The organism is Pseudomonas sp. HN2, from assembly GCF_020736465.1.
GTDB lineage: Bacteria > Pseudomonadota > Gammaproteobacteria > Pseudomonadales > Pseudomonadaceae > Aquipseudomonas > Aquipseudomonas moraviensis_A.
Genome location: NZ_CP085885.1, coordinates 3,072,241 through 3,097,279, shown reverse-complemented (window position 1 = coordinate 3,097,279; position 25,039 = coordinate 3,072,241). Strand labels below are relative to the sequence as shown.

Genomic DNA, 25,039 nt, shown 5'->3' with positions numbered 1-25,039 from the left:
GATTCCTCTTTACTTGGCGGCCATACGCAAGGCGCCGTCGAGACGGATCACCTCGCCGTTGAGCATGCTGTTTTCAATGATGTGGCGTACCAGCGCGGCGTATTCGGCGGGCTTGCCCAGACGCGGCGGAAACGGCACGCCGGCGGCCAATGAGTCGCGCACTTCCGGGGTCATGCCGGCCATCATTGGCGTTTCGAAGATGCCCGGTGCGATGGTCATCACGCGAATGCCGAAGCGCGCCAGTTCGCGGGCGGCGGGCAGGGTCAGGCTGGCGATCGCACCTTTCGACGCCGAGTACGCAGCCTGGCCGATCTGGCCATCGAATGCTGCGACCGAGGCAGTGTTGATGATTACCCCCCGCTCGCCGTCAGCATTGGCTTCGCTCTCGGCAATGGCCGCCGCGGCCAGACGCAGCATGTTGAAGCTGCCGATCAGGTTGACGTTGATCACTTGGGCAAAACTGCTCAGGGCGTGCGGGCCGTTCTTGCCGAGGATCTTCTCGCCGCGAACGATGCCGGCGCAGTTGATCAGGCCGTTGAGGCTGCCGAATGCGGCGATGGTCGCCTGCACAGCAGCTTCGGCGGCGGCTTCGTTGCTGATATCGGCGACGACGCTCTGCGCACCGAGGCGCTGGGCCTGAGCGGCGACGGCTTCGGCGTTCATGTCGACCAGCATGACTTTTGCGCCGGCACTGACCAGCAATTCAGCACTGGCAGCACCGAGGCCTGACGCGCCGCCGGTGACGATAAAAACCTTGTTCTCGATCTGCATGACAGTGTTTCCTTGGATTCAAGCTGAAACGTTGTGCGCCGCGGCCTCTTGAGCCTTGGCGATTTCCTGGTTGCGCAAGATAAAGCGCTGCAATTTGCCGCTCGGGGTCTTGGGCAATTCGCTGACAAATTCGATTTCACGCGGGTACGAATGCGCGGCCAGACGCTTGCGCACATGTTGGCGCAGCTCTTCGGCCAACTCCGGCGCGGCGCGGTACTGCGCACTCAGCACGACAAAGGCTTTGACCAGTTCGGTGCGTTCCGGGTCGGGCTTGCCGACGACCGCCGCTTCGACCACGGCCGGGTGTTCGATCAGCGCACTTTCCACATCGAACGGGCCGACGCGGTAGCCCGAGGTGGTGATCACGTCATCGCTGCGGCCGACGAAGCTGATGCTGCCGTCGGGGTTCCATTCGACGGTGTCGCCGCTCAGGTAGTAGTCGCCGACGAAGGCCTTGGTCGGCGCGCCTTCGTAGCCGCCGAACCAGCACATCGGCGACTGCGGGCGGTCAATGGCGAGAATGCCGGGCTGGCCGACGCCCAGCTCGTTGTACTGCTCATCGAGCACGACGATGCGGTGGCCGGGCGAGGCGAAACCGGCAGCGCCGACATGGACGGGGTGCTCGAGGCCGTGATGGTTGCACAGCACCATGCCCAGTTCGGTCTGGCCGTAGTGGTCGTGGATGACCACGTCGAGGTTGTCGGCGAACCAGCGGATCACTTCCGGATTCAGCGGTTCACCGGCGCTGCTGACGATGCGCAGCTTGCCCTTGATCGATCTGGCGAACTCCTCTCCCCCGGCAATCAGCAGGCGATAGGCAGTGGGCGAGCCGGTGAGGTTGCTGATGGCGTATTTGTTGATCACCCGGCAGGTGCTTTCGAGGGTGAACGGGCCATCGTAGAAGGTGATCGGGTGACCCAGCGCCAACGGCCCGGTCACACCGAAATAAATGCCATAGGCCCAGCCCGGATCAGCGACGTTCCAGAACGCATCTTCAGGACGCAGGTCCACCGCATCGCGGGTGTAGCTCTGGAACGCGACGATCGCTTTGAGCGGCACCGACAGCGCTTTCGCCGGCCCCGTAGTGCCTGAAGTGAACATCAGCAGGAAAGGGTCTTCGCCGGTCAGCAGCACCGGTGCGCAGACATTGGAATAGTTGCTCAGCTCGGCCCAGAAACTGAAATCACCACGGACAATGCCCTGACCTTTCACGCCGCCAACGGTGACGATGGTCGGGCAGTCGCCGACCTCATTGAGCTTGGGTCGGTTGACCGCATCGGTCACCACAACCTTCGCCCCGGAACTGTTCAGGCGATGTTCAAGGGCTTTGGGGCCGAACGCGGTGAACAGCGGCTGATACACCGCGCCGATGCGCCAGGTGGCAAGAACGGTGATCAGTAATTCGACGTTGCGCGGCAGCAGTCCGGCGACTCTATCGCCCTTTTGCACGCCTTGGGCGAGGAGGAAATTGGCAAAACGCGCGGCTTTGTCTTGCAGGTCAGTGAAGGTGTAAGTCGCACTTGAACCGTCGCGACCTTCCCAGAACAAGGCAATGCGACCGGGCAAGGCGTGGCGGTCGCAGCATTCGACGCAGGCGTTGAGCGACGCCAGCGAGCCGCTGAGCGACGCGTCGACGGTGTGCTGATAATCGAACTGTTCGGTGGCAGACAAGTAATCGCGCATTGCCAGAATCCCTCGGTGTTTTTATTAGGCTGGGAACCGTAAACAACACAGGGATAGTCGCGCCGCGCGGGACTTGGGGCAATGGTCAAAATTATCAAAGTGGCTGACTGGTTTGGCCAAGGGATTGGCGCCGCATCCCCTGTAGGAACTGACGAGTGCAACGAGGCTGCGATCTGTTGATCTTGATTTTCACCATCCAGATCAAGATCAAGATCAAAAGATCGCAGCCTTCGGCAGCTCCTACGGAGGAACGCATTTCAAAGTGTGGGAGCGAGCCTGCTCGCGAAGGCGTCGGGTCAGACAACCTCATTCAGGATCAGCGTGCGGTAATGCCCCGGGTTCGACCCGGACCACTTGCGAAACGCCTTGTAGAACGAGCTGGCATCAGCAAAGCCCAGTCGGGTGGCGATCTCGACAAAACTGATCGAAGGCTCTGCCAGCCAGGTGATTGCCAGTTCCTTGCGCACACTGTCCTTGAGCCCCTGATAGGTCTGCCCTTCCTCGGCCAGACGCCGGCGCAACGTCGAGGCGGACATGCACAGTTGCTGGGCCAAGGCCTCGGTTTCCGGCCACTGCTCGGCGGGCAGTTGCCGCAGATCCTGCTTGATCCGGCTCGCCAGGCTGTCCGGGTCGCGGTACTTGACCAGAATGTTCGCCGGCGCCTGGGCGAGAAAGCGCTTCAGCTCTTCGGCGCTGCGCTTGACCGGCAGGTCGAGGCAGTCGGCGGAAAAAATCATTCGCGTGCGCGGACGTTCGAAACGCAGGTTCTCCGAAAACATCACCCGGTAGTCGTCGGTGAAATCCGGTTCGGCGCAGCGCAGTTCGATCGCCAGAATCGGAATCCGCCGCCCGGCCAGCCAGCACGCTACGCCGTGCACGATCATCCAGTAAGTGAAATAGGTGAACGCACGACGTGGGTCGGCATCGTCTTCGAGCAGGACGATTTCGGCGAGGCTCTGCTGATGCACCAGTTGCGCCGGTAGGCGTTCGAGCATCAACGAAAGGAAATTCAGGCCGGTGTCCAGCGCTGCCGCCAGCGTCGGTTGCGCCATGGCGCTGCGACACAGGAATGCCAGGCTGCCGGACTTGAGCTTGCGCGGGTCCATGCCGAAGAACTCGTCATCACCGCGCCGGGCCAACAGGCGCCAGAGTTTGGCGTATTGCGAGGCCGGCACCCTGCCCGCGTCGGATGCCAACAGAGCCGGAGCGATGCCGACCTTGCTCAACGCCTCATCCGTGGCCGCGCCCGGCGCACAACTCTGCAGCAGTGCTTCGCGCACCAGTGGAATGGCAATGGTGTCTTTGTCCGCCATGGAACGAGGTGAGCCTTGTTGTTTTTGGGTGATGGGCATCTTAACCCAGCCTCTCTGACCCAACACAAATCCCTTGTAGGAGTGAGCCTGCTCGCGATAGCGGTGTATCAGTCACATCTCCTTGGCTGACAGACCGCTATCGCGAGCAGGCTCACTCCTACAGGGTTGCGTGTTTCGTTCAGCTGAGGTTCAGCTAAATGTCAATGAATGCCATTTGGGAATGAGTGTCATTATGTTACAACTTAGCCACCTAACTAAATTGCTGTGGCTACCAAATGCTCGTTCCCTTTTTGATCATGTTGCGCGAAGGCATCGAGGCCGCGCTCATCGTCGGCATCATTGCCAGTTACCTGCAACAGACCGGCCGCGGTCAGTGGATGCCCGCCGTATGGATTGGCGTTTTCCTCGCTGCCGCCCTCGCCCTGCTGGTCGGTGGTGGCCTGGAACTGGTCAGTGCCGAATTCCCGCAGAAGCAGCAGGAGCTGTTCGAGGGCGTGGTTGGCCTGGTCGCGGTGGGCATTCTCAGTTCGATGGTGTTCTGGATGCGCAAGGTCGCGCGGTCGATCAAGCATTCGCTGCAAGCCTCACTGGACCAGGCGCTGACGGCCTCCCGGCATCAGGTGATTGCGCTGATCGCCATGGTCTTTTTCGCTGTCGCTCGCGAAGGCCTGGAAACAGTGTTTTTCCTGCTTGCGGTGTTCCAGCAGAGCGAGGGCCCGGACGCGCCGATTGGCGCCCTGCTCGGCCTGATCCTGGCGGTGATCGTCGGTTTCCTCATCTACAGCGGCAGCATGCGCCTGAATCTGTCGGCGTTCTTCAAGTGGACCGGTTTGTTCATCCTCGTGGTCGCCGCCGGGATCCTCGCCAACTCGGTGCAGGCGCTGCATGAAGCCGGGTTGTGGAATCACCTGCAAACGGTGCTGTTCGACTTCAGCGCGACGCTACCGATGGACGGCCCGCTGGGCTCGGTGCTGGCCGGCATGTTCGGTTATCAGGATGCGCCGACCGTCAGCACCCTCGGCGCTTACCTGATTTATCTGCTGCTGGCGCTGGTGATGTTCTTTATGCCCGCGCCGCGCCAAGCGCCGTCAACGACTTCCGTTTCCAGCCAATAAGGCCACCCATGTCTGACAATCAAATCCCTCAGGCCTCGCCGCCCCGCGCCTTGCGTTGGGCGCTGGCCGGCTCGGTAGTGCTGATGATCGGCGCCGGCGGGCTGTTCTGGTACGCCTCGAACATGGCCGCCGCCAAGCGTCAGCACAACCACGACGAAATCGTCGTCAACATCCACCCGCACAGTTGCGAGCCGAATGCGCTGACCGTGCCGGCCGGCCGCGCCAGTTTCCGCATCGTCAACCGCTCCGAGCGTGCGGTCGAGTGGGAAATTCTCGACGGTGTGCTGGTGGTCGAAGAACGGGAAAACATCGCGCCAGGGCTGAGCCAGGTGATCAACGCCAACCTGCAACCGGGCGACTACGCGATCACCTGCGGCTTGCTCAGCAACCCGCGCGGCACCTTGCACGTGACGCCGACGGCCGCTTCCGACGCCGCCGCCAAGGCCAAACCGTCGATGGTGGCTTTCGTCGGGCCGTTGTCGGAATTTCGCGTGTATCTGGCCGTTCAGGGCAGTGCCTTGATCAAAGCGGTGACAGCACTGGATCAGGCTCTAGCCAGTGGCGATCTTGCTCAGGCGCAAGCCGCGTACCTGCCGGCGCGTGCTGCTTATCAGCGTCTGGCGCCGGCGGCGCAGCGTCTGGCCGAGCTGGACAATCACATCAATGCCCGCGCCGATTATTTCGAAAAGCGCGAGCAGGATCCGGGCTTTGTCGGTTTCCATCGACTCGAATATGCCCTGTTTCAGCAGCGCACACTCGACGACGTTGCGCCGATTGCCCAGCGCCTGCTCGCTGACGTCACCACGCTCAAGCAGCAGTTGCTCGCGCAGTCGCTGCCGCCGGAGCAACTGGTGAGTATCGTCGTGCGCAACCTCAACAGCCTCGCCGACGTGCGCGCTGGCAGCGGCGAAGAAGAACGCTACAGCCACAGCGATCTCAACGGTTTCGCCGCCAACGGGCAAACCGCGCACAAAGTCGTCGACCTGTTGCGGCCGATGCTGAGCAAATCCGCGGCAGACGTGTTGGCGAAAGTCGACCAGGCGTTGGGCGACTTTGACAGCCAGCTCGACGCACTGAAATCCGCCGACGGCTACGTCAGTTACGACGCCGTGACCTCCGCGCAACGCCAGCAGATCGCCGCCAAAGCCAAGGCTCTGGCCACGGCACTGGATGGCATCGACCCCGCCCTCGGCCTTTCCGGCCTGTAAGCAGAAGACCACCCGATGAACGATTCAGAACCTCTCAACCTGCAACGGCGCCGCGTACTGATGGGCATGGGCGCCGCCGGTGTCGCCCTCGCCGGATCAGCCCTGAGCTGCCCGGCCATGGCCGCAGCGCCGGCACAAGTCACCGAAGCGCCGAGCAGCGACAAGACCGAAGACCGCCACGATTTCCACGGCGTGCACCAGACCGGCATCGACACCCCGCGCCCGGCCTCGGGCATGCTGGTGGCGTTCGATGTGCTGGCGACCGATCGCGAAGATCTCGAGCGGCTGTTCCGCACGCTGAACGAACGCATCGCGTTTTTGATGAAGGGCGGCCCGGTGGCGCAGATCGATCCGAAACTGCCGCCGCCGGATTCCGGCATCCTCGGCCCGGTGGTCACCCCGGACAACCTGACCATCACCGTGTCCGTCGGTGATTCGCTGTTCGACGAGCGCTTCGGTCTGGCAGCGGCCAAACCCAAGCGCCTGCAACGCATGGTCGGTTTCCCCAACGATGCGCTGGATGCCGACTGCTGCCATGGCGACCTGAGCCTGCAGTTCTGCGCCAACACCGCCGACACCAACATTCACGCCCTGCGCGACATCGTCAAGAACCTCCCCGATCTGCTGCTGCTGCGCTGGAAACAGGAAGGCAGCGTACCGCCGCAAGCCCCGGCCAAACCCGGCGTACCGGCGCAGTCGGCGCGCAACTTCCTGGGTTTTCGCGACGGCTCGGCCAACCCCGATTCCAACGACGCCAAAGCCATGGACCGCATCGTCTGGGTGCAACCGGGCAGCGATGAGCCGGCGTGGGCTGCCCATGGCAGTTATCAAGCGGTGCGCATCATCCGCAACTTTGTCGAACGCTGGGATCGCACGCCTTTGCAGGAGCAGGAAAGCATTCTCGGCCGGGTCAAGAGCAGCGGCGCGCCCATCGGTGGCCACACGGAAAGCGAAGTGCCGGATTACAGCAAGGATCCCGCCGGCAAGCTGACCAGACTCGACGCGCACATTCGGCTGGCCAATCCGCGCACCGCCGCGACCCAGGCCAACCTGATCCTGCGCCGACCTTTCAACTATTCCAACGGCGTCAACAAGAACGGTCAGCTCGACATGGGCCTGCTGTTCATCTGCTACCAGGCCGACCTGGAACAAGGCTTTATCACCGTGCAGACCCGCCTCAACGGCGAGCCGCTCGAGGAATACCTCAAACCGGTCGGCGGCGGTTACTTCTTCACCCTGCCCGGCGTTACCGGCGATGACGACTTCATCGGTCGCTCGTTACTGGCTGCCACATCCCACAACAAAACCGCATGACACCCAACCGACACTGGAGCCGCCCCATGAAAAAGACGCCACTCGCGTTATTGCTGACCCTTGGTTTGCTCAACACCCCGCTGTCGGCGTTCGCCACGACTGCGCCGCTGGATCTGGTGGGGCCGGTGTCGGACTACAAGATTTACGTCACCGAGAAGCTCGATGAGCTGGCCAGCCACACTCAGCAGTTCACCGACGCGGTGAAGAAAGGCGATCTCGCCACCGCGCAGAAGCTCTACGCGCCGACGCGGGTTTATTACGAGTCGATAGAGCCGATTGCAGAATTGTTCAGCGATCTCGATGCGTCCATCGACTCGCGCGTCGATGATCACGAGAAAGGTGTGAAGGCTGAAGATTTCACCGGTTTCCACCGGATCGAATATTCGCTGTTCGCGGAGAAATCCACCCAGGGTCTGGATGCACTGGCCGACGGTTTGAACAAAGACGTGCAGGAGCTGCAAACCCGTGTGGCCGGCCTGACCTTCCCGCCGGAGAAAGTCGTCGGCGGCGCTGCTGCGCTACTGGAAGAAGTCGCGGCGACGAAGATTTCCGGCGAGGAAGATCGCTACAGCCACACTGACCTGTACGACTTCCAGGGCAATATCGACGGCGCGAAGAAGATCGTCGATCTGTTCCGTTCGCAGGTCGAACAGCAGGACAAGGCATTTGTAGCGAAAGTCGACAAGAACTTCGCCACGGTCGACAAGATCCTCGCCAAGTACAAGACCGCGGATGGCGGCTTTGAAACCTACGACAAAGTGAAGGACAACGACCGCAAGGCGCTGGTCGGGCCGGTGAATACATTGGCGGAGGATTTGTCGATGATGCGCGGGAAGTTGGGTTTGAACTGAATCTTCAGCGCCTGTCAGGGCCCTATCGCGAGCAGGCTCACTCCTACAGTTGGAATGCATTCCCCTGTAGGAGTGAGCCTGCTCGCGATAGCGGTTTTCGCCACACTACAAATACCAAACCCTAGAGAATCCGATAGAGCAACCGCTCAATCCTCACCCGACTCACCCGCTTGAGAAACTTCGCCACCCCCGCCGGGTAATCCGGCAGTGTCTCCAGGGTCTGGAAGCTGTCGATCCGCGTGGTATGGCGGAAGATGTTCTCCAGCTCTTTCGCCCGGGGCTCCAGCCATTCGCCTTGCGGGTCGTCGATCAGCAGCGCGTTTTCCAGATCCAGACGGAACGCCCGCGGATTGAGGTTGTTGCCGGTCAGCAAGGTGTAGCGCTGATCGATCCACATGCCCTTGAGGTGATAAGTGTTGTCGCCATCGCGCCAGAGGTGCAGGTTCAGCTGGCCGCTGTCGATGCTGTGCTGATGGCGTTTGGTGAAGCGGCGCAGGCTGATCTCGTACAGATACGGCAGCGCGGCGATTACCTTGAACGGCTCGCTTGGCGGGATGTAGAAGTCATTGGCGGTCTTGTCGCCGACCACGATATCGATCTTCACGCCGCGGGCCAGCGCACGGTTGATCTCGCGGATCACACCCAGCGGCAGGTTGAAGTACGGCGTGCAGATGGTCAGCTGCTTTTGTGCGCTGGCGATCAGTTCGAGGATCGCCCGGTTTAGCGGATTGTTCTTGCCGACGCCGAGCAGTGGCGTGACCGACAGCCCTTCTCTGCTGGTGCTGCCGGCGCCGGTGTCGTAGGTCGCGTACTTGAGGCGACTGCGCAGGTCGCCGATGTCGTTGCGCAGGCTGCGCGTGCTCGGCAGGTTCGGCAGGTCGAGGCGATGCACGGCTTTCGATTCGATCAGGCCATGCTTGACCAGATGATGCATCGAATCCGCGAGCTCGCGACTGTGCAGCACGTGGTAACGGTCGAAGCGGTACTTGTCGAGTTTGTGCAGGTAGACGTTGTTCAGGCTGGCGCCGCTGTAGACCACGTCGTCATCGATGACGAAGCCTTTGAGGTGCAGCACGCCGAACAGCTCGCGGGTCTGCACCGGCACGCCGTAGATCGGCACTTCGCTCTGATGCGTGCGGGTCATGTCCTGATACCAGGCGGCGTTGCCAGGCTGCTTGCCCGCGCCGATCAGACCGCGCTGGGCGCGCAACCAGTCAACCACGACGGCAATTTCCAGCTCGGGACGCTTGAGTTTGGCAGCGTGCAGGGCATCGAGGATTTCCTGGCCGGCTTCGTCCTGCTGCAAATACAGCGCGACGATGTAGATGCGCTGGGTCGCTGCGGCGATTTGCTCGAGCAGGCAGCGTCGGAATTCGGCAGCACTGGACAGAATGCTCACCGCCTCGGCGGTCAGCGCGAAGCTGCGCAGTTTGGGCAGCAGAGAACGTTTGAAAAGCAACGGCATAAGGCTCGCAAGGTTCGATTCCGAAGAGTTTGAGAGCTTACACCATCGTCTGCGCCGGGTCTTGTCAGTGTCGGTTGAAATGCATTCCCCTGTGAGAGCGAGCCTGCTCGCGAAAGCCATTTCACAGACGCAACACATATCCGCTTGACCAAGGAGAACATCCGTTCTACTGTTCGCCACATGAACGAATCAATCAGCAACGAAACACGCGACATCATTCTGGATGTCACCGAAAAGTTGATCTACAAAAGTGGCATCGCTGCCACCAGCATGGATCTCCTGGTGAAAACCGCCGGCGTCTCCAGAAAAAGCATCTACCGTTACTTTGCCGACAAGGACGCGCTGGTGGTCGCGGCCCTTAAGCGTCGCGATATACGCTGGATGAGCTGGTTCAGAAACGCTGTCGACCAAGCTGCAACCCCGGCCGAGCGCCTGCTCAACCTGTTTACCGTGCTCAAGGGCTGGTTCGACTCGGATGGCTTTCGCGGCTGCGCGTTTATCAACACCAGCGGCGAAACCGGCGATCCACAGGACCCGGTGCGGCTGGTGGCCAAAGAACACAAACAGAAGTTGCTCGACTACGTGTGCGAGCTGTGTACCGAATATGGCGCCGAAGATCCGCAACTGCTGGCCAGACAGTTGCTGGTTCTGATTGAAGGCGCCATTACCGTAGCGCTTGTGATGGGTGATCACAGTGCCGCCGATAATGCGCAATGCATGGCGCGAAAGTTATTGGGCCTGTAACGCTTAACAAGCCGGACTTGTTGTTCATACATTAAATGAATCAGGAGATTGAACATGTCGACTGCAGCCCAGGTACGTCCGCCGTTACCCCCGTTCAACCACGCTTCAGCCATCGAAAAAGTGCGCCTTGCCGAAGATGGCTGGAACACCCGCGATCCGGAAAAGGTTTCGCTCGCCTACACCCTCGATACCAAATGGCGCAATCGCGCCGAGTTCGCCAACAACCGCGAAGAGGCCAAGGCATTCCTCACCCGCAAGTGGGCGAAGGAGCTGGATTATCGCTTGATCAAAGAACTCTGGGCCTACTCCGATACCCGTATCGCCGTGCGTTATGCCTATGAATGGCACGACGATTCCGGCAACTGGTTCCGTTCGTACGGCAACGAAAACTGGGAGTTCGATGACAATGGCCTGATGTTCCAGCGCTACGCCTGCATCAATGACATGCCGATCAAGGAAAGCGAACGCAAATTCCACTGGCCGCTGGGCCGCCGGCCGGATGATCATCCGGGGCTCAGCGAACTCGGCCTCTAAAGCCTATCCCGATTCAATGTTGGAGTGAGCCTGCTCGCGATAGCGGTATGTCTGTGACGTCTTCACGTCTGACAAACCGCCATCGCGAGCAGGCTCACTCCTACAATGGTTTTGCGGTGAATATTGATTTTGAGTACGGCACCGCATCTGTGGGAGCGAGCCTGCTCGCGAATAAGCCCTGCGGCTCGCCGCAACAGTTGGATACAGGTAACATGACTGCCCTCCCCGCAGCTCACGTTCTGCGCCTTGCCGAATAAGCCGACTCCATGCCTTTCGAACTCAGCGTTGACCTCACCACCCTGGCCATTCTGGCTGCCGTTGCCTTCCTTGCCGGTTTCATCGATGCCATCGCGGGTGGTGGCGGTCTGTTGACCACGCCGGCGCTGCTGACGGCGGGCCTGCCGCCGCATCTGGTGCTGGGCACCAACAAGCTGAGTTCGACCTTCGGCTCGGCAACCGCCAGCTTCACCTTCTACAGACGCAAACTGTTTCATCCGCGACAGTGGACCCACGCGATAGTCGGCACTCTGGTCGGCGCGCTCACGGGTGCGGTGGTTGCGCATTACCTGCCGGCCGAATGGCTGAACAAGATGCTGCCGGTGATCGTATTCGCTTGTGGCGTGTATCTGTTGTTTGGCGGCACGCCGAAAGCGCCGCTGGACAGCGACGCACCGATCAAAAAGAAATGGCAGTCGACCCAAGGCTTCAGCCTCGGCTTCTATGATGGCGTGGCGGGTCCCGGCACGGGCGCGTTCTGGACAGTGAGCAGTCTGCTGCTGTACCCGATCGATCTGGTCAAGGCCAGCGGAGTAGCGCGGAGCATGAACTTTGTCAGCAACATCGCGGCGCTGTCGGTGTTCATTTTCTCCGATCAGGTCGACTGGATCATCGGCTTGTGCATGGGCCTGTCGGTGATGGTCGGGGCCTTTTTTGGCGCACGCACGGCAATCAGCGGCGGCGCCAAATTCATTCGTCCGGTATTCATCACCGTGGTGCTTGGCCTGACCGTGCGCCTAGCCTGGCAGCACTGGTTCAGCGTGGCCTAAGCGCCGCGCCACGTAGACATCGATCAAGTAACGGGCTATCGAACGTGACGCCGGCAACGGCGGCAGTTCATGCACGTTGAACCACTGGGCGTCTTCGATCTCGTCTTCCTGACAGACAATCTCGCCACCGGCGTATTCGGCATGGAAGCCGAGCATCATCGAATGCGGGAACGGCCAGCACTGGCTGCCGATGTACTGGATGTTCTTCACTTCGATCTGCACTTCTTCGCGCACTTCACGAATCAGACAATCCTCAGCCGACTCCCCCGGCTCGGCGAAACCGGCCAAGGTGCTGTAAACCCCCGTGACGAAGCGCGGCGAGCGCGCCAAGAGGATTTCGTCGCCACGAGTGATCAGCACGATCATGCTCGGTGAAATGCGCGGATAGCTGCGCAGATCGCACGGCTGGCAATACATCGCCCGCTCGCGCGGCACCTGCGTCATCGGCTGGCCGCAGTTGCCGCAGAAGCGATGCTCGCGCGCCCAAGTGCCGATCTGCGCGGCATAACCGAGGACTTTGTACAGCGTGTGATCGCCCTCGAGCATGAACGCTCGCAGGCCTTTCCAGCCGCAACCCGGTACATCGCTGACACTGCGCAACTCCAGCAGATACACCGGTTCGCCGTCGAGATGACCAATGCCGTGCTCGGCAAGGACCGCAAGGTCCTGGCGCTTGAGCCATTCGCGCGGGAACAGCGCGCCGTTGTCATCGAACAGAAAGCCTTCCGGGCTGCGCGCCACGGCCCAGCCGCCGGGTTGATCGGTGTCGAGTACTGCAGTGGTCCAGCGAGAGATCATGGTTAACTCAATCCAGAAATTCGGGTTTCTGTTTGCTCATGTGCGCCGCCATGGCCACGCGCAGATCGGTGGATTGCAACATGGCGGCGTTCCAGGTGGCAACGTATTCGAGACCGTCGTCAATGCGATGGTCGCGCATGTAGCTGATCATTTCCTTGGTGCCGGTCACGGCAATCGGCGACTTGGCAGCGATGTCGCGGGCAATCTCGAACACGCCTTCGAGCAACGTGTCCTTGTCGCTGTAGACGCGATTGACCAGGCCCATGCTGCGCGCTTCCTCGGCGCCAAAGGTGCGACCGGTGTAAGCCAGTTCGCGCAGCATGCCGTCTCCGATGATTCGCGGCAACCGTTGCAACGTGCCGACGTCAGCGGCCATGCCGATATCGATTTCCTTGATCGAGAACTGCGCGTCCTCAGCGGCGTAACGCATGTCGCAAGCGGCAATCAGATCGATCGCCCCACCCAGGCAGTAGCCCTGAATGGCGGCCAGCACCGGTTTGCGGCAATTATCGACGGCGTTGAACGAAGCCTGCAGGTTGAGGATCTTGCGCCGCAGCAGGCGTGCATTGCGGCCCACGTCCTTGCCCAGTTCATTGGCCACGCCAGCCAGCATCATCAGGTCGATGCCGGAAGAAAAATGCTTTCCGTTGCCACTCAGCATCACCACACGCACTTCGTCGGTGTCGTCGATCCATTGGAAGATCTCGACGATCTCGCTCCAGAACGCCGCGTTCATCGCGTTGATCTTTTCCGGGCGATTGATCTGCACATGGGCGATGTTATCGGCCAGTTCGACGCTGAAGGCGGAGTATTGAGTCATGGCAGTGATCCTTTACCGGGCTGGAAAATAAGGCCCGAACTATAACAAGGCAATGGGGTGGCGGTTCGGCCAAATACGGGACTGCTCGACGTCGGCGCAAAATGCGCGGGCCCTTTCGCGAGCAGGCTCGCTCCCACAGGGATACTCCATTTCAATGTGGAAGCGAGCCTGCTCGCGAAGGCGTCGGATCATTCACCGTACGCGATCATTTCAGCCCCAGCCTGTACAACGAGCCATTCTCGTCGTCTGTCAGCACATACAAATAGCCATCGGGTCCCTGGCGCACATCGCGGATGCGTTGGTTCAACTCACCCAGTAGACGCTCCTCATGCACGACCTTGTCGCCATCGAATTGCAGGCGAATCAGTTCCTGGGACACCAGTGCGCCAATAAACGCGTTGTGCTGCCAAGGCTTGAAGCGATCGGCATCGTAAAACGCCATGCCCGTAACACCGGGCGACTTCTCCCAGACGTGATGCGGCGCGACTGTGCCTTCGGCAGTTTTACCTTTCGCCTCAGGAATCGGCTGCATCGAGTAATTGATACCGTGGGTCGCCAACGGCCAGCCATAGTTTTTACCGCGCTCGATGATGTTCACTTCATCGCCGCCACGGGGCCCGTGTTCGTTCTCCCACAACGTACCGGTCCACGGATTGAGCGCCGCGCCCTGAGGGTTGCGCAGCCCGTACGACCAGATTTCCGGCCGAACCCCGGATTGGCCAACGAACGGGTTATCGTCCGGCACCTTGCCGTCGGGGAAGATGCGTACGACCTTGCCCTGCAGCTTGTCGAGATCCTGCGCGGTCGGGCGATCATTGTTTTCACCCAGAGTGATAAACAGATACCCGTCGCGATCGAACACCAGGCGCGAACCGAAATGGTTGCTCACCGACAATTTCGGTTCCTGACGAAAGATCACGTTGAAGTCTTTCAAGGTCTTCAGGTCATCGGAAAGTCGTCCGCGCCCTACCGCGGTGCCGGCCTTGCCGCCCTCGCCACCGCCCTCTGCGTAGGACAGGTAGACCATGCGGTCCTGCTTGAAGTCCGGCGACAGCACCACATCGAGCAGACCGCCCTGCCCTTTGGCCCAGACTTGTGGCACGCCGCTGATCGGCTCCGACAATTTGCCGTCCTTGCTCACGACGCGCAGACGGCCCGGCCGTTCGGTGACCAGCATGCCTTTCTGATCGGGCAGGAACGCCAGCGCCCACGGATGTTCCAGGCCCTGGGCAATGGTGCTGACTTCAAGGATGCCCTGTTCGCTTTTCAGCTCTTTGGGCGCGGCGGCGAACGCCGGGGCACTGATCAGCGCGGCGGCGCAGCAGGTGGCTAGAAGGGTTTTACGCAACATGCACGATTCCTTATGTTCGTGTGAAGGGCTGACAGAACCTCAGTCCTGCCGGTCAACGGTTGCTGCCGGTGCCCCGTGAGGGCGGGTTGGGAATGAAGGTCGGCGGATTGCTCGGTACCGAGCGTATCGGCTGGCCGTTGCCGATGCCGCGATTTTCCACGGTCGGCTGACGCGGTACCGGAACGGTGTTCGGCCCGCGAAGGGGTGGAGCGCTGGGCTGGGTGCCCTGCATGCTGTTGGGATTGGCCCGGCGGATCGGGCTGTTATAGGGATTGTTGCTATTGCCGGTGGGGCTTTGCGTCAGCACGACGTCGGCATGAACCAGACCGCCACTGAGGGCCAGGACGGCGATGCCAATCAGAAACCGGTTCATGAGAAATGCCTCTCGATGTGCGTGGACTAGAGCCTTGGAGCCCACGCTACGCCGTGGGTTCGGATTTGTTAACCCTTGCGCCTTAAACAACATGTAACACGGCTTGACCGTAACCCTGGCAGCCCGCGCAATCACTGGAAACTTTCTCGCCGCGCCACGGGTCACCTGATCATCACTCGGAGGACAGGTCATGGCTCGGGCAATCTGGAAAGGCGCAATCAGTTTTGGACTGGTACACATCCCCGTGGCGCTGGTTTCAGCGACGTCGTCCCAAGGCGTGGACTTCGACTGGCTCGACAGCCGCAGCATGGACCCGGTGGGCTATAAACGCATCAACAAGGTCACCGGCAAGGAAGTCACCAAGGAAAACATCGTCAAAGGCGTGGCTTACGAAAAGGGCCGGTACGTGGTGCTCAGCGAGGAAGAGATCCGTTCCGCGCACCCCGTTTCGACGCAGACCATCGACATTTTTTCGTTCGTCGACGCCGAGCAGATTCCGCTGCAGAACATCGACACACCCTACTACCTGGCGCCGGACAAACGCGGCGGCAAGGTGTACGCGTTGCTGCGCGAAACCCTGAGCAAAACCAACAAGGTCGCCCTCGCCCGCGTCGTCCTGCACACCCGCCAATACCTGGCGGCGCTAATGCCGCTGGAGTCGGCGCTGGTTCTGGTCAAGCTGCGCTGGCCGCAGGAAGTACGCGGCCTCGATGAGCTGGCCCTGGGCAGTGAAGTGACCAAACCGCAACTGGCCAAGGGTGAGCTGGATATGGCCAAACGTCTGGTTGAAGACATGACCGCGGAGTGGACGCCGGAGGATTACAAGGACGAGTTCGAGGACAAGATCATGGCGCTGGTCGAGAAGAAAGCCCACGAAGGCAAGATCGAAGATGTCGAGACCGCCACTGGCGAAGAAGAGCGCAAGACGGCCGATGTTATCGACCTGACCGAGCTGCTTAAACGCAGTCTTGGTGGCAAGGCCCCGGCCAAGCCGAAGGCCAAATCAACCAGCAAGGCGGCGCCGGCGAAGAAGACTCGGAAGGCGTCTGGGGAATAATCGGTGAATCAGGAAGAAGTGATTTGAATGTCAGGGCCAATCGCGAGCAGGCTCACTCCTACAGTTTGGAATGCGTTCCCGTGTAGGAGTGAGCCTGCTCGCGATAGCGCCAATCAGCCCAACTACAAAAGTCAGATCAGAATAAAGATCGCCAGCAACGCCGCAAAAATCGCCCACTTCTCCAGGTAATACCGCGTGCGATTGCGCTTCTTCAGCTCTTTGCCGCGCAAGCGGATCTTGTAGATTTTGGTAAACAAGCGGTTGATGCCACCGGTCTTGTCCCCCGCATCATTCGGCGCGCCCGCCGCCGACATCACCGTGCGGCTGAACCAGCGATTGAACGCAGCGGCCCAGCGGTATTTCAACGGCCGCTCGATATCACAGAACAGAATGATACGGTTCTGATCCGTGGTGTTTTCTGCGTAATGGATAAACGTTTCGTCGAACATCACCGCTTCACCATCGCGCCAGTGATAGTTCTCACCGTCGACGTTGATGTAGCAGCCAGGATCGTTCGGCGTATCCAGCCCCAGGTGATAGCGATAGGAACCCGCATACGGATCGCGATGGCGCACCAGCTTCGAGCCCGGCGGCAGCTCGGCAAACATGGCCGCCTTGATCGAGCCGATGCTTTGCACCAGTTCGGTGGTGCGCGGGCACAGCTTCATTGCCGACGGGTGACTGTCGCCGTACCACTTCAGATAAAAGCGCTTCCAGCCAGTCTTGAAGAAGGAGTTGAAGCCGACATCGTCATACTGGTTCGAGCGCTTGATCTCGCCGGCACGCAGCAGGTTCTGGCCTTCCTCGCGAATCTCTTGCCAATGGGCCTGCAACGGGCTCAGATCGGGAAAATCCGCCGGGTTCAGATACGGCTTGTTCGGCATTTTCGAAAAGAGGTACAGGAAGCAGTTGATCGGCGCGAGAAACGTCGAGTGGTCACTCAATTGCCGCCCCAGCTTGTGGCGCACGCGTCCACGCAGGTGAACGTAAGCAATGGAGATGACATAAACAGCGGCAATGATGAGTTTCACGGAAAAGGGTCACACGTCAAAAGTGAACAAACTGCGCGCGTGGCGGCCTTGGGGCCCAGCGTCTTATGCAGCGGTCTTGATGCACAGGGCGCGTCCTTGGCCCGCGCCGTTTCCGGGCGCTCGGTGAAAGGGTGGCATTTTAGCCACACTTTGTAACCGATAGTGAACCCTCAACTGTGAAAAACTGTCTTGCCCTACTTTTGGGTAATGCCGGCGCGACTGCAAAAGCGGGCGAAACGGCCGTTGCTCATTTCGATGGAACCACGCTTCGCGCGCGCTCCTCTATCGCTTACCAATAATGGAGGAACCCCCATGATCGCCCCAGAAACCGGTATGAAACCAGGTCAGCGCTATCGCATTGAGAGCGTCGAGCGCGCGCCGCAATTCTCTGGCTTTTTTCTCGATGGAAAGTATTACCTGGGACCTGAATTGCAGACCGCCGTCGGCTGGCTTGAAGGGCAGACGTTCTTCTACGACCAGCTCGACCCGACCGGTGAGCCGGTTTATCCGGACAGGGTTGCCGGCACGATCGAGGGGCTGACGTTGGTAATGCCGGACGGCTTACGCCTGGAAATCGAGGAATTACCCTATCTAGCGGAAGCTGCTGCGCCGGTGCGCGCATCCCTCGCCGGGCGTGTCGAGCGAATTTCGCGGCAGCCAATTCGCCCTTCTCCGCTGCTGGTAGCCGGGGCTGCGATGCTGGTAGGGGTTTGCCTGCTGACACTCTCACGCATCAGAAATCGATAAGGCCACCGCGCGAGCAGTGGCCCCTCTGTCGGTCACTGCTCGCGGGTTACCGTCAGCGCGACCACGGCGATGCGCTCGGCGCACTCATATTCAGGCTTGAGCAATTCCTCGCTGAACACATCCGGATCGAGCTCGCGATAAGTCCAGCCGAAACGCTCGCCCTTGAGCAGCGGCGCAACCGCCTCGCGGAACGGATCCTTACCGGCAACAATCGCCACGCCGGTATACACCAGCAACGTGCCGCCGACTTCCAGACGCGGCAACGCCTCGCGCACGATGCGCACCGACAAACCCTCACCCAGCGCCCCGCCGCCGTGACGATAGGCGCGCTGTTGCTGGTCGTTCATGTACGGCGGATTGGCGATGATCAAGTCGAACTGGCCTTCGACGCTGGCGAGCAGATCACTGTGATACACCGACACATTGCTGGCTCCGGCCAGCTCGGCGTTGACCGCACTCAGGCGCAGCGCCTGCGGGTTGATATCGACCGCCACCACTTGGGCATCCGGCCGCGCCTTGGCGATGAGCACCGCCCCGGCGCCACTCCCGCAGCCGATATCCACCGCGCGCCTGATCGGCGAAAACCGTTGCTGCAATTGCGCTTCGATGGCCTGGGCGAAGCGATACGTGTCCGGGCCGAAGAACACTGCATCGCTCGCCGTCGTCGGAAACGCCGAGTGGGCAAATAACCGGTCATTGAGCGTCGACCAGCGCACCTGGCTGCGCCATACGGCGCCATCGCGTGCGACTACGCCGGACTGCTCCAGGCTTGCCAGTTCGTCTGCCTTGAAAAGCTCGGCAGGAAACGGCATGGACCAGCCGAACACATCGCGCAGATCCTTCGCCAGCGGTGTGGCGAAACGCTGCAGAAAACGTTCGTGGGTCAACGGCGTCGGGGTGATGAAGTGATAACCGCTGTCGAGCAGGCGTTTGCCCAGCTCGAACAGCGCTCTGTCCGATGTTTCTTGTGCCGACATGAAAGCTCCTTGTTTCAACGCAAGCGGGCGCGCAGTTGCATGAAGCGACGCGTCGCGAAAAGTCCGGCCGGACGCCAATGCCGCTGGGGTTGCAGCCACGGCAGCAAAATCTCCATTTGCTCGGTGGAAGGCTTGTCGGCCAGCGCGGCCTCGAGGTTGAGCAGATCGGCATCGTCGTCAAAGGTTTCTTCCACGGCGGCCTCGCGGCGCACGTAAGGTCGAGGCCGGGACGCCGGGCAATCCTCAGTGATCCAGTCGCGCATCAGCTGTTTTTCATAGCCGTTGAACACACCGAACATCGCCGCATCGCTGCCGTCGATCAAACGCCAGAAGCGACTTTCTTCCACCGCATCGCCACGTTTGATCCAGCTCTTGCGCTCCAGCGCCGCGAGGAATTCGCCCATTTGCCCCGGCGTCGCCAGCCACTGGTTGATGGTGCGGTTTTCGATGCGGCAGTAATCAGAGTGCATGTGCCGGCCGAATACCGCCTTGCGCTCGAGCATGGCAATGACTTCGTGCTGCAAATCAAATTCCTTGATAACTGCAGTGGTGCCCTTGCCGACATCGTTGAGGCGATAACCGATCGCCATGCGCCGGTAGAACTCGTCGCGCTCTTGACCCAGCGGCATCAGCTCGAGCATCGATTGCACAGCCTTGCGCGCATGGCCGGTGCTGGCGTTGTCGATGGTCACATGCAGGCGGAAATAATGCGGGTCGATGCCCAACTCTGCCAGCTCATACGCAGTGATCAACAAATGCAGCGGCAGTTGTTCGTAGCCGAGGTTGAAGCCGATGACTTCCGGCAGGAACTGCGCGCCGAAGCGCCCCAGCGCCAGTTGCACCGCGCCCTGCAAGAAATACTCATCGGCAAGGCCACTCAGATCCGAGCAATCATGTTCGGCGAGCAGTTTGCGATAGATCACCACATGGTTCTGCCGTGGCACGCCCTCGCCCAGTTCTTCCAGATAGGTGTCGAGCAAATCGTCGAAACGCGGATCCTGCCACTGCGGCAGCAGCCCGGCCAGCCAGGCGCCATCGACCTCTTTGGTCGGTGCTACATGCAGAATGAAGTACAAGGCGTGAGATTTGTTGCGGAAATAGAGGCGTGGCGCGCCCTGCTGCCGTTGTTCGAGGTAATCCGCGTATTCGCCAGCCACTTTGGCGCAACGGGTTTCCGACCATTGCAGCAACTCTTCAGCGCTGCCCGGCAAGTCGTCAGGCAGTGCAGCCGCCGTGCTCAATTGTCGACGCAGAAAGTCCAGCGCCGCGCGATCGGCCGTGGAGTCTTCTGCCAACAATCGGTCGTAGAGCCGGCGCTCGGTATCCGCCGGCCTGGATGTTTTACCCGAAGACTTCCTGGTCGGGATTTCGATCAGCGACATGACTCATTCCCCTGCGTTATTGGCATTGCCTATAAACGAAAGAGTGATTGGTGCTGAAAAAAATTCCTTTTTTGTGCGCGACGATTCGCTCAGCGGTTTGCGCTGCTTCTCTACCCCAAAGCGGTGTCGAGAAACATCATCACGCCGAAGCCGAGCATCAGCCCGAGCGTGGCAGGGGTTTCATGGCCGTTGCGGTGAGTTTCCGGGATCACTTCATGGGAAACCACGAAGATCATCGCGCCCGCTGCCAGCCCCATCGCCACCGGAAAGCCCAAGGCGAAACTGTTGGTGATGCCCAAACCGATAATCGCGCCCAACGGTTCCATCAATCCGGAAGCGGCGGCAATCAACGCCGCGCGTCCGGCCGAAATCCCGGTGACCCGCAGCGCCAACGCCACCGCCAGGCCTTCGGGAATATCCTGAATGGCGATGGCAGTGGTCAGCGGCAGGCCGATTTTCATGTCGCCAGTGGCGAAGCTGACACCGATCGCCATGCCTTCGGGCAAGTTGTGCAGGGTGATCGCCAGAACAAACAACCAGACCCGATTGAAGCGCTTCGCCTCAGGGCCGCGCCGCCCGCTCTTTTCATGTTCGTGCGGGACGAAGCGGTCGAGGCCGACCATCAATGCAACGCCCAACGCCATGCCGGCTACCACGACGGCGGCGGCGAGCATGGGACTGCTTACCGCCTCCTTCGCCGCCGCGATCCCCGGCAAAATCAGTGAAAAGGAACTGGCAGCCAACATCATCCCTGCCGCGAAACCGAGCATGGTGTCTTGGGTTCGCGAAGTAATCGCGCGCAACGCCAGCGCCAGCAATGCACCGACTGCCGTAGCGGCGAAACCCGACAGCCCGCCAAGGCTCGCGAGGCGCAAGGTGTCGCGGCCTGTGCTGACCAGACCGGTGTAGCCGCTGATCAGCAGCAGCACGGTTACCCCGACCAGGGTCAGCCAGAAAATGCGCCCTCCCCAGCCCGTGCGCGACAGGTTCACGAACCATGCTCGCACGGGAGCTGCGAACGAAGATGACGGTAGCGCCATGAAAACTCCTCAGTTTCAAGTAGCCGGTACGAACGGCGTGGTTTCATCCAGCTGCGCCAAAGGAACATCGCTGCCACCCGGGGTCAGAATCACCTTGCGGCATTCTTCCTGCTTTTTATTGAAGATCTTGTAACCCTCGGCCGCCTGTTCCAGCGACAGCCTGTGGGTGATGATCGCTTCGGGCTGCAACTTGCCGGTTTCGATGTAGCCGAGCAGCTCCGGCAGAAAGCGCTGTACGTGAGTCTGGCCCATTTTGAAGGTCAGGCCCTTGTCGAAGGCGTCGCCGAACATGAAGCCGTGGATGAACCCGGCATATACCCCCGGAACGCTGACCACACCGCCACGCCGCACGGCTGCAATGCACTGGCGCAAGGCCTTGCCGCTGCTGCCTTCGAGCTTGAGTGTAGCCATCACGGTTTCGGTGGTGCTGCCTTTGGCCTCAAGGCCGACGGCATCGACCACCGCATCGACACCGCGATGGCCCGCAGTCTGGCTGATGATGGTGTCGGCCGGGTCGTCGTCCTCATCGAAGTTGATCGGAATCACGCCGTAGGTGCGCTGGGCATAATCGAGGCGGTACTGGTGGTGATCGACCATGAAGATCTGTTCCGCACCGAGCATTCTGGCGCAGGCTGCGGTCAGCAAACCGACCGGCCCGGCACCGTAGATCGCCAGGCTCGAACCCTGGACGACGCCGGCGTTGATCACCGCTTGCCAGGCGGTCGGCAGGATGTCGGAGAGAAACAGCACTTTTTCGTCCGACAGCGTGCCCGGGACCTTGAACGGGCCGGTGTTGGCTTTCGGTACGCGCACCAGTTCCGCCTGACCGCCGGGGATCCCGCCATACAAGCGGCTGTAGCCGAACAGCGCGGCCGGTGGCGGAATCATTTTCTTGTTCAGCGCCGCGCCGGGGCCTTCATTGGTTGTCTCGCAAGCGGCGTAAAGCTCTTGCTGGCAGAAGAAACAATCGCCACAGGCGATCACGAAAGGAATCACGACACGGTCGCCGCGCTGCACTGCGGTCACGGCAGAACCAGTTTCTTCGACGATGCCCATGAACTCATGGCCGAAGATATCGCCATGTTCGACGGTGGGTATCTTGCCTCGGTACAGGTGCAGGTCCGACCCGCAGATGGCGGTCGCGGTGACGCGCAGAATGATGTCGTCGGCGGCTTCAAGTTTCGGGTCCGGTACGGTTTCGACGCGCACATCATGAGCGCCGTGATAGGTCATTGCTCGCATGGCTTGGTCCTCACTCGATTGAACGAAATGGCTGCTGCTCCACTTTCCGAAGTGAAAATGGTCGAGTGAGTTCATTCGGGTTTTCGAGATTTTGATCAGCGGATATTCCGCGTCCGCCTGAAGAGCCGACACAGATGCCGGTTTGCCTGCCATATAACTGCCGTCTGAGTTATGCGACAATGCGCGCCAATGTCCAACAAGAACCCCGTACTCGTCGCTCAGCAGCTTGCCTTCAAAGGCCCCAGTTGCGGACGGCTTATGCGCGTTGGCTCAACTCAAGCACAGACTGGGGGGAGCTGGAAAAGCTCCAGATTGGTACTCAATTTTGTACCAGGCACCACAGACCAGCTCTAACCCATTGATAGGTAAGGTAATTGATCTCCACAGCTAACATCACGATGCAGTTTGGCGCCAAGCCGCTGTTCGAAAACGTTTCGGTCAAATTCGGCGCAGGCAATCGCTACGGCCTGATCGGTGCCAACGGTTGCGGCAAGTCGACCTTCATGAAAATCCTCGGCGGCGATCTCGATCCGTCCGGTGGTCAGGTCATGCTCGAGCCGAACGTGCGTCTGGGTAAGCTGCGCCAGGATCAGTTCGCCTACGAAGAATTCACCGTGATCGACACCGTGATCATGGGTCACGAAGAGCTGTGGAAGGTCAAGGCCGAGCGCGATCGCATCTACTCGCTGGCGGAAATGTCCGAAGAAGACGGCATGGCCGTTGCCGAGCTGGAAACCGAATTCGCCGAAATGGACGGCTACACCGCCGAATCCCGCGCCGGCGAACTGTTGCTGGGTCTGGGCATTCCGCTGGAACAGCATTTCGGCCCGATGAGCGAAGTCTCCCCAGGCTGGAAACTGCGCGTATTGCTGGCGCAGGCGCTGTTCTCCGATCCGGAAGTGCTGTTGCTCGACGAACCGACCAACCACCTGGACATCAACACCATTCGCTGGCTGGAAAACATCCTGACCCAGCGCAACAGCCTGATGATCATCATCTCCCACGACCGTCACTTCCTGAACAGCGTGTGCACGCACATGGCTGACCTGGATTACGGCGAGCTGCGCCTGTTCCCGGGCAACTACGACGAGTACATGACCGTGGCGACCCAGTCCCGCGAGCAGTTGCTGTCGGACAACGCCAAGAAGAAAGCGCAGATTTCCGAACTGCAATCGTTCGTCAGCCGCTTCTCGGCCAACGCCTCGAAAGCCAAGCAGGCCACCTCCCGCGCCAAGGCGATCGACAAGATCCAGCTGGCCGAGGTCAAGCCTTCCAGCCGCGTCAGCCCGTTCATTCGTTTCGAACAGAACAAGAAGCTGCACCGTCAGGCGGTCATGGTCGAGAAAATGGCCAAGGGTTTCGATGGCAAGCCACTGTTCAAGGACTTCAGCTTCCAGGTTGAAGCCGGCGAGCGTGTTGCGATCATCGGCCCGAACGGTATCGGCAAGACCACCCTGCTGCGCACCCTGGTCAACGAACTGACCCCGGATGCCGGTAGCGTGAAATGGACCGACGCCGCTGAGCTGGGCTACTACGCTCAGGATCACGCTCACGACTTCGAAGACGACGTCACGCTGTTCGACTGGATGGGTCAGTGGACTCAGGGCGAGCAGATGATTCGTGGCACCCTGGGCCGCATGCTGTTCTCCAACGACGAGATCCTCAAGTCGGTCAAGGTCATCTCCGGTGGTGAGCAGGGTCGCATGCTGTTCGGCAAGCTGATCCTGCAAAAGCCGAACGTGCTGATCATGGACGAACCGACCAACCACCTGGACATGGAATCGATCGAAGCGCTGAACCTGGCGCTGGAAAACTACCCGGGCACGCTGATTTTCGTCAGCCACGACCGTGAGTTCGTATCGTCCCTGGCCACCCGCATCATCGAGCTGAGCCCGAACGGCGTGACCGACTTCAGCGGCACCTATGACGATTACCTGCGTAGCCAGGGTGTTGTGTTTTAACGGCAGCTGCGAGTTTCAAGCGGCAAGCTGCAAGTAAAAGCCCTGTCCATGTGACAGGGCTTTTTTTATGTGATCAAAATATTTTCGCCGGTGCTGACTCCATCGCGAGCAGGCTCACTCCTACATTTGGAATGCATTCCCCTGTAGGAGTGAGCCTGCTCGCGATGAGGTAATCAGCCGCGCCATCAATCCCTGCAGGAGCTGCCGAAGGCTGCG

24 protein-coding genes are annotated in these 25,039 nt (G+C 60.4%); 11 read left to right on the top strand and 13 right to left on the bottom strand.

What is annotated here, in order from left to right; genetic code table 11:
* Positions 1–9: 9 nt before the first annotated feature.
* The 3 genes from LIS66_RS13525 to LIS66_RS13515 all read right to left on the bottom strand — a co-directional run bounded on the left by LIS66_RS13525 (position 10) and on the right by LIS66_RS13515 (position 3,767).
* A complete protein-coding gene (locus LIS66_RS13525; protein ID WP_039762936.1) occupies positions 10–771 on the bottom strand; it encodes an SDR family NAD(P)-dependent oxidoreductase in 762 nt (253 codons plus the stop codon).
* An 18-nt stretch (positions 772–789) separates the two neighbouring features.
* On the bottom strand, positions 790–2,454 hold the full coding sequence (locus LIS66_RS13520; RefSeq protein WP_227972319.1) for an AMP-binding protein: 1,665 nt from the start codon (positions 2,452–2,454) through the stop codon (positions 790–792).
* A gap of 296 nt (positions 2,455–2,750) precedes the next feature.
* The gene (locus LIS66_RS13515) at positions 2,751–3,767 is read right to left on the bottom strand and encodes an AraC family transcriptional regulator (RefSeq protein ID WP_116657344.1); all 1,017 of its coding nucleotides are present in this window, start codon (positions 3,765–3,767) and stop codon (positions 2,751–2,753) included.
* A gap of 275 nt (positions 3,768–4,042) precedes the next feature.
* Between LIS66_RS13515 and efeU the strand changes: the two genes are divergently transcribed.
* From efeU to efeO (LIS66_RS13495), 4 genes are read left to right on the top strand one after another with little or no spacing between them, the layout of a single operon-like run.
* Positions 4,043–4,882: an iron uptake transporter permease EfeU gene (gene efeU, locus LIS66_RS13510; RefSeq protein WP_227972318.1), complete on the top strand. Its 840-nt coding sequence runs from the start codon at positions 4,043–4,045 to the stop codon at positions 4,880–4,882.
* A gap of 8 nt (positions 4,883–4,890) precedes the next feature.
* On the top strand, positions 4,891–6,090 hold the full coding sequence (gene efeO / locus LIS66_RS13505) for an iron uptake system protein EfeO (RefSeq protein ID WP_227972317.1): 1,200 nt from the start codon (positions 4,891–4,893) through the stop codon (positions 6,088–6,090).
* Between the two features lie 15 nt (positions 6,091–6,105).
* Entirely contained in the window at positions 6,106–7,404 is a 1,299-nt protein-coding gene (gene efeB / locus LIS66_RS13500) for an iron uptake transporter deferrochelatase/peroxidase subunit (RefSeq protein ID WP_227972316.1), read from the top strand.
* Between the two features lie 26 nt (positions 7,405–7,430).
* Entirely contained in the window at positions 7,431–8,255 is an 825-nt protein-coding gene (efeO, locus tag LIS66_RS13495) for an iron uptake system protein EfeO (RefSeq protein ID WP_227972315.1), read from the top strand.
* A gap of 121 nt (positions 8,256–8,376) precedes the next feature.
* On the opposite strand, the gene pssA is transcribed toward efeO (LIS66_RS13495), so the two are convergent.
* Positions 8,377–9,720: a CDP-diacylglycerol--serine O-phosphatidyltransferase gene (gene pssA / locus LIS66_RS13490; protein ID WP_227972314.1), complete on the bottom strand. Its 1,344-nt coding sequence runs from the start codon at positions 9,718–9,720 to the stop codon at positions 8,377–8,379.
* A gap of 180 nt (positions 9,721–9,900) precedes the next feature.
* On the opposite strand from pssA, the gene LIS66_RS13485 reads away from it, so the two are divergent.
* From LIS66_RS13485 to LIS66_RS13470, 4 genes are read left to right on the top strand one after another with little or no spacing between them, the layout of a single operon-like run.
* Positions 9,901–10,464 carry a TetR/AcrR family transcriptional regulator gene (locus LIS66_RS13485; RefSeq protein ID WP_227972313.1) on the top strand — a complete coding sequence of 188 codons (564 nt, stop codon included), beginning with the start codon at positions 9,901–9,903 and terminating at the stop codon, positions 10,462–10,464.
* 54 nt (positions 10,465–10,518) lie between these two features.
* Positions 10,519–10,998 (top strand): DUF1348 family protein, encoded by a 480-nt coding sequence (locus LIS66_RS13480; RefSeq protein WP_041480390.1) that lies wholly within the window; start codon positions 10,519–10,521, stop codon positions 10,996–10,998.
* 47 nt (positions 10,999–11,045) lie between these two features.
* Positions 11,046–11,255, top strand: a complete 210-nt coding sequence (locus LIS66_RS13475) for a hypothetical protein (protein ID WP_227972312.1) — start codon at positions 11,046–11,048, stop codon at positions 11,253–11,255.
* A gap of 9 nt (positions 11,256–11,264) precedes the next feature.
* On the top strand, positions 11,265–12,044 hold the full coding sequence (locus LIS66_RS13470) for a TSUP family transporter (RefSeq protein ID WP_227972311.1): 780 nt from the start codon (positions 11,265–11,267) through the stop codon (positions 12,042–12,044).
* Here the strand turns inward: LIS66_RS13470 and nudC are convergent.
* The 4 genes from nudC to LIS66_RS13450 form a co-directional block, all read right to left on the bottom strand.
* Positions 12,012–12,842 carry an NAD(+) diphosphatase gene (gene nudC, locus LIS66_RS13465; protein WP_064362285.1) on the bottom strand — a complete coding sequence of 277 codons (831 nt, stop codon included), beginning with the start codon at positions 12,840–12,842 and terminating at the stop codon, positions 12,012–12,014. The genes LIS66_RS13470 and nudC overlap by 33 nt on opposite strands.
* A 7-nt stretch (positions 12,843–12,849) precedes the next feature.
* Positions 12,850–13,662, bottom strand: a complete 813-nt coding sequence (locus LIS66_RS13460) for a crotonase/enoyl-CoA hydratase family protein (RefSeq protein ID WP_227972310.1) — start codon at positions 13,660–13,662, stop codon at positions 12,850–12,852.
* 205 nt (positions 13,663–13,867) lie between these two features.
* Positions 13,868–15,013 carry a PQQ-dependent sugar dehydrogenase gene (locus tag LIS66_RS13455; RefSeq protein WP_123420228.1) on the bottom strand — a complete coding sequence of 382 codons (1,146 nt, stop codon included), beginning with the start codon at positions 15,011–15,013 and terminating at the stop codon, positions 13,868–13,870.
* A 52-nt stretch (positions 15,014–15,065) separates the two neighbouring features.
* Entirely contained in the window at positions 15,066–15,386 is a 321-nt protein-coding gene (locus tag LIS66_RS13450; RefSeq protein ID WP_227972309.1) for a hypothetical protein, read from the bottom strand.
* A gap of 190 nt (positions 15,387–15,576) precedes the next feature.
* On the opposite strand from LIS66_RS13450, the gene LIS66_RS13445 reads away from it, so the two are divergent.
* The gene (locus LIS66_RS13445) at positions 15,577–16,443 is read left to right on the top strand and encodes a Ku protein (protein WP_064362283.1); all 867 of its coding nucleotides are present in this window, start codon (positions 15,577–15,579) and stop codon (positions 16,441–16,443) included.
* Positions 16,444–16,574: 131 nt separating this feature from the next.
* On the opposite strand, the gene lpxO is transcribed toward LIS66_RS13445, so the two are convergent.
* Positions 16,575–17,474: a lipid A hydroxylase LpxO gene (lpxO, locus tag LIS66_RS13440; protein ID WP_065617311.1), complete on the bottom strand. Its 900-nt coding sequence runs from the start codon at positions 17,472–17,474 to the stop codon at positions 16,575–16,577.
* A gap of 312 nt (positions 17,475–17,786) precedes the next feature.
* Between lpxO and LIS66_RS13435 the strand changes: the two genes are divergently transcribed.
* Positions 17,787–18,221 (top strand): hypothetical protein, encoded by a 435-nt coding sequence (locus LIS66_RS13435; protein ID WP_042609924.1) that lies wholly within the window; start codon positions 17,787–17,789, stop codon positions 18,219–18,221.
* 32 nt (positions 18,222–18,253) lie between these two features.
* Here the strand turns inward: LIS66_RS13435 and LIS66_RS13430 are convergent, their stop codons facing one another.
* The 4 genes from LIS66_RS13430 to LIS66_RS13415 form a co-directional block, all read right to left on the bottom strand.
* Complete coding sequence (locus tag LIS66_RS13430) at positions 18,254–19,198, bottom strand: methyltransferase (RefSeq protein ID WP_042609923.1); 945 nt, start codon at positions 19,196–19,198, stop codon at positions 18,254–18,256.
* 14 nt (positions 19,199–19,212) lie between these two features.
* The gene (locus LIS66_RS13425) at positions 19,213–20,580 is read right to left on the bottom strand and encodes an iron-containing redox enzyme family protein (protein ID WP_227972308.1); all 1,368 of its coding nucleotides are present in this window, start codon (positions 20,578–20,580) and stop codon (positions 19,213–19,215) included.
* A 110-nt stretch (positions 20,581–20,690) separates the two neighbouring features.
* Positions 20,691–21,620 carry a ZIP family metal transporter gene (locus LIS66_RS13420; RefSeq protein WP_042609922.1) on the bottom strand — a complete coding sequence of 310 codons (930 nt, stop codon included), beginning with the start codon at positions 21,618–21,620 and terminating at the stop codon, positions 20,691–20,693.
* Positions 21,621–21,635: 15 nt separating this feature from the next.
* Positions 21,636–22,862, bottom strand: coding sequence for a zinc-dependent alcohol dehydrogenase (locus tag LIS66_RS13415; RefSeq protein ID WP_064362466.1), 1,227 nt, complete (start codon positions 22,860–22,862; stop codon positions 21,636–21,638).
* 374 nt (positions 22,863–23,236) lie between these two features.
* On the opposite strand from LIS66_RS13415, the gene LIS66_RS13410 reads away from it, so the two are divergent.
* Positions 23,237–24,823: an ABC-F family ATPase gene (locus LIS66_RS13410; RefSeq protein WP_016774693.1), complete on the top strand. Its 1,587-nt coding sequence runs from the start codon at positions 23,237–23,239 to the stop codon at positions 24,821–24,823.
* Positions 24,824–25,039 lie beyond the last annotated feature (216 nt).

Coding starts and splice junctions, on each gene's coding strand:
- LIS66_RS13525 (WP_039762936.1), bottom strand. CDS start 771: ATGCAGATCGAGAACAAGGTTTTTATCGTCACCGGCGGCGCGTCAGGC.
- LIS66_RS13520 (WP_227972319.1), bottom strand. CDS start 2,454: ATGCGCGATTACTTGTCTGCCACCGAACAGTTCGATTATCAGCACACC.
- LIS66_RS13515 (WP_116657344.1), bottom strand. CDS start 3,767: ATGGCGGACAAAGACACCATTGCCATTCCACTGGTGCGCGAAGCACTG.
- efeU (WP_227972318.1), top strand. CDS start 4,043: ATGCTCGTTCCCTTTTTGATCATGTTGCGCGAAGGCATCGAGGCCGCG.
- efeO (WP_227972317.1), top strand. CDS start 4,891: ATGTCTGACAATCAAATCCCTCAGGCCTCGCCGCCCCGCGCCTTGCGT.
- efeB (WP_227972316.1), top strand. CDS start 6,106: ATGAACGATTCAGAACCTCTCAACCTGCAACGGCGCCGCGTACTGATG.
- efeO (WP_227972315.1), top strand. CDS start 7,431: ATGAAAAAGACGCCACTCGCGTTATTGCTGACCCTTGGTTTGCTCAAC.
- pssA (WP_227972314.1), bottom strand. CDS start 9,720: ATGCCGTTGCTTTTCAAACGTTCTCTGCTGCCCAAACTGCGCAGCTTC.
- LIS66_RS13485 (WP_227972313.1), top strand. CDS start 9,901: ATGAACGAATCAATCAGCAACGAAACACGCGACATCATTCTGGATGTC.
- LIS66_RS13480 (WP_041480390.1), top strand. CDS start 10,519: ATGTCGACTGCAGCCCAGGTACGTCCGCCGTTACCCCCGTTCAACCAC.
- LIS66_RS13475 (WP_227972312.1), top strand. CDS start 11,046: ATGTCTGTGACGTCTTCACGTCTGACAAACCGCCATCGCGAGCAGGCT.
- LIS66_RS13470 (WP_227972311.1), top strand. CDS start 11,265: ATGCCTTTCGAACTCAGCGTTGACCTCACCACCCTGGCCATTCTGGCT.
- nudC (WP_064362285.1), bottom strand. CDS start 12,842: ATGATCTCTCGCTGGACCACTGCAGTACTCGACACCGATCAACCCGGC.
- LIS66_RS13460 (WP_227972310.1), bottom strand. CDS start 13,662: ATGACTCAATACTCCGCCTTCAGCGTCGAACTGGCCGATAACATCGCC.
- LIS66_RS13455 (WP_123420228.1), bottom strand. CDS start 15,013: ATGTTGCGTAAAACCCTTCTAGCCACCTGCTGCGCCGCCGCGCTGATC.
- LIS66_RS13450 (WP_227972309.1), bottom strand. CDS start 15,386: ATGAACCGGTTTCTGATTGGCATCGCCGTCCTGGCCCTCAGTGGCGGT.
- LIS66_RS13445 (WP_064362283.1), top strand. CDS start 15,577: ATGGCTCGGGCAATCTGGAAAGGCGCAATCAGTTTTGGACTGGTACAC.
- LIS66_RS13435 (WP_042609924.1), top strand. CDS start 17,787: ATGATCGCCCCAGAAACCGGTATGAAACCAGGTCAGCGCTATCGCATT.
- LIS66_RS13430 (WP_042609923.1), bottom strand. CDS start 19,198: ATGTCGGCACAAGAAACATCGGACAGAGCGCTGTTCGAGCTGGGCAAA.
- LIS66_RS13425 (WP_227972308.1), bottom strand. CDS start 20,580: ATGTCGCTGATCGAAATCCCGACCAGGAAGTCTTCGGGTAAAACATCC.
- LIS66_RS13420 (WP_042609922.1), bottom strand. CDS start 21,620: ATGGCGCTACCGTCATCTTCGTTCGCAGCTCCCGTGCGAGCATGGTTC.
- LIS66_RS13415 (WP_064362466.1), bottom strand. CDS start 22,862: ATGCGAGCAATGACCTATCACGGCGCTCATGATGTGCGCGTCGAAACC.